Origin of the sequence: Pseudomonas sp. (assembly GCF_037994325.1) — a bacterium.
In the GTDB taxonomy this organism is placed as follows: Bacteria; Pseudomonadota; Gammaproteobacteria; order Pseudomonadales; family Pseudomonadaceae; genus Aquipseudomonas.
This window is the reverse complement of record NZ_JBBNAH010000264.1, coordinates 1-3,230: the sequence shown is the minus strand read 5'-3', so window position 1 is coordinate 3,230 and position 3,230 is coordinate 1. Positions and strand designations below refer to the sequence as shown.

Here is a 3,230-nt window from a genome sequence, read left to right as displayed (position 1 = left end):
GGTTCAGGCCCATTTCGTGACGCAGCTGCTCCACATAGGCCGGGTCATCCAAACCGGCAGCGCTGGCCATGGTTAATGCCGGATCGCCGGGTGCCAACCGCAGCAGCAAAAAGGTGCCGATCAACACCGTCAGAATCACCAACAGCACCCGCCCGACGCGCAGCGCCACAAAGTACAGGCCCTGGGCCAGCGAAGCGCGTGTACTCATTGCGCCGGCTTCTCCACATACACTTGGTCCAGGCTTTCGTTGACGCTGGTGGCCGTTTTCAGCAGGTTTTTAACGCCGTCGTGGTACAGCGTCGGGAAGCGCATTTCAAAAATCGGCAGTATGGGTAAATCAGTGTTCAATACCGCTTCCAAGCGGTGGTACGTGGCGATGCGGGTGGCGCTGTCCGGCGCGTTGGCGGCGTCCTGCCACAGCTTATCGGCGACCGGGTTGGAGTAACCAACCACGTTGTTAAACGGCGAGCCCTTGGCGATGTTGTCGGTGCGGTAGAAATACGAGGTCGACAGGTAGGGGTCGCCGACTTGGAAGCTGAAGTTATAGGTGAGGTCAAAATCCCAATCGCTGACCCGCTGATACCAAGTCGCCGAATCCGAGGTCACCACTTGTACCTTGATACCCAGCGGTTGCAGTGCTTGGCGGGTGTACTCCGCTGCACGTTCCCAGGCACCGCCTTTTTCGCCGTTCAGCAAACGCAGGCGCACCTTGCTCAGGTCCACGCCGGACTCCTGAATCAACTGGCGCGCTTTGGCCTGGTTAAAGGCGTGTTGCTCCACGTTTGGATCATGCTCGGGGCTGCCGATGGGAAAGATGCCCTCGGCCGGTTTGCCGGTGCCAAAGAAGATATTGTCGACGATAAATTTGCGGTCCAAGGCCAGCAAAATGGCCTCGCGCACCTTGGCGTTATCCAGCGGCGGCTTGCGCGTGTTGATCTGCAAAAATGCCTGGCCGCGAAACGCCTCCCAGCCCTGCTCCGTACGGATTACGCCCGGTAAGGCGGCGAGTCGTGAAAGGTCGGCGTAGTCGGCATCGCCGCTGCGCAGCACCTGAATATCACCACGCTCAAAGGCGGCGGCGCGCGACGCGGCATCGGGGATTACGTGGAACACCACGGCGTCCAGATACGGCAGGTCTTTCTTCCAATAGTGCGGGTTACGTTCCAGGCGGATATACGCGCCACGCTTCCATTCCTTGAACACAAACGGCCCGGTGCCGATGGGTTGCAGATTGGCCGGGTTGGCGCGGAAATCGCCTTTGCCGTCGTACACATGCTTGGCCACCACCGGGCGCAAGCCGCTGCCCAGCAGGTCGAGCAATGGCGCGAAGGGTTTCTTCAAGGTGAAACGCACATGGGTGGCATCGAGCGCTTCTACCGACTGGAAATAGTCCGCGAAGAGGCTTTTTTGCCGAGGGTCGACGGTCGGGTAAAAGGTGGTAAAGCTGAACACCACGTCATCGGCGCTAAACGGCTGACCGTCGTGCCAGGTGACGCCGTCTTGCAGGGTGAAGGTCCAGGTCAGGCGGTCGTCGGAGGTGGTCCACTCGCGGGCCAAAACAGGCTGCGGTTTTAGGTCGTGGTCGAACTCAATCAGGCTTTGCAAGATTTTGCCGCTGACGTACTGCGTGGCCACATGGGACACCAACGCATGCACTAACGCTGGCGGCTCGGGCTGGGCGACCAGGCCGAGGGTGCCGCCGCGAACCGGCTCAGCGCCGGCTGTAGGCAACCAGGTCAACGCCAATGCAGTAACCAACGCGCCAAGGGTGCTGCGCAGATGAAAGGAGGGGGTGTGCGGCATCGCGGTGTCTCATCATCAGCCGAAGGGATAAACCCTCAGGAGCAAGCCCCATGCCAGCGTGTCTAGCGCCCATGCCCCGTGGCCTGCGGCGCTGGGTTGCAGCTAGGCTGTTGGTTATGCAGCAGCCGTTTCCGCAGATTGTCCGGAAACCAGCAACGACGCCGCGCCACAGCACCGAATAACGCGGCTTTGCGCCCTGGCACAGGCTTTGCGATACACCGCCCATCAGCACACTGACGACCTTGTACGGAGCTACAGGCATGTCCCACGATTATCTCGGCAACCCGCTGTCCACCCGCGATGCCACCACCCTCGCCGCCATTGATGATTTCATCGGCGGCCTGCTCACTTACGAACCCCGCGCCGAAGGTATTTTGCCGGCCGCCGATGCTGCGCCGGACGATTTGCCGGTAAATGTGTATGCCGGGTTTCTCGCCATGTTTATCGAGTCGCCCGATGCTGCGCCGCTGGCCAGCCACTACCGTGCCCGCGCGCGCCTGCTGCTTGATGCCAACACACCCAAGCGCGAAAGCACCCTGCTCGCCCTGCTGGACGCCTTGATCGCCGACGACACGCCGCTGGCCCTGACCCTCACCGACCAGTTGCTGGACGCCCATCCGCGCGATCTATTCGCCCTGAAACTCAGCCACTACCTGCGCTTTAACAAGGGCGATTCGCCGGGCATGTTGCGCGTGGCATTGAAGGTGCTGCCGCATGCCAGCGAAGTGGCCCAAGTGCACGGCATGCTGGCGTTTGCTTACGAGCAATGTCACTTGCTGGCCGATGCCGAAACCGCGGCGCGCCAAGCATTGGAACTGGAACCCCGCGAGCCCTGGGCGCAACACGCGCTAGCCCACGTGCTGCTTACCGAGGGGCGGATTTCTGAAGGCACGGCGTTTCTGGAGTCGGTGAAATACGGCTGGGTCGGCCTCAATTCGTTTATGTACACCCATAACTGGTGGCACCTGGCGCTGTTCCATCTGGCGCGCGGACGGCAGCAGCGGGTGTTGGATATTTACGACCAGCATGTGTGGGGCATCTTGCCGGAATACTCCCAGGACCAGATTGGCGCGGTGTCGTTGCTCACCCGGCTGGAGCTCGCCGAGGTTGACGTCAGCGCACGCTGGCAGGCGCTGGCCGAGTACCTGCAAGTGCGCCGCAACGACACCATCCAGCCATTTCTTTCGCTGCAATACCTTTACGGGTTGGCCCGCGCGGGGCGTCCGCAGGCCAAGACGCTGCTAGCCGCGTTGCAACTGCGTGCAGAGCAGGCGCCGGAACATAGCCGCGCCGTGTGGCGTGAAATCACCTGGCCGGCAGCTGAAGGGTTGTATGCCCACGCCACCGGCGATTTTGAACGGGCGGCGCAGCGATTAGATTCCGTGCTGCCGAGGTTGGTTGAGGCCGGCGGAAGCCATGCGCAGCGT

General features: G+C 61.7%; 2 protein-coding genes and 1 pseudogene. 1 reads left to right on the top strand and 2 read right to left on the bottom strand.

The window, feature by feature from the left end; all coding sequences use genetic code 11:
* Positions 1–208: pseudogene (locus AAAB16_RS08920) on the bottom strand (hypothetical protein); the annotation flags it as partial.
* On the bottom strand, positions 205–1,803 hold the full coding sequence (locus tag AAAB16_RS08915) for an ABC transporter substrate-binding protein (protein ID WP_340663013.1): 1,599 nt from the start codon (positions 1,801–1,803) through the stop codon (positions 205–207). The pseudogene AAAB16_RS08920 and the gene AAAB16_RS08915, both read right to left, overlap by 4 nt.
* A gap of 260 nt (positions 1,804–2,063) precedes the next feature.
* On the opposite strand from AAAB16_RS08915, the gene AAAB16_RS08910 reads away from it, so the two are divergent.
* The coding region (locus AAAB16_RS08910; RefSeq protein WP_340663012.1) for a tetratricopeptide repeat protein at positions 2,064–3,230 on the top strand (1,167 nt) is incomplete at its 3' end.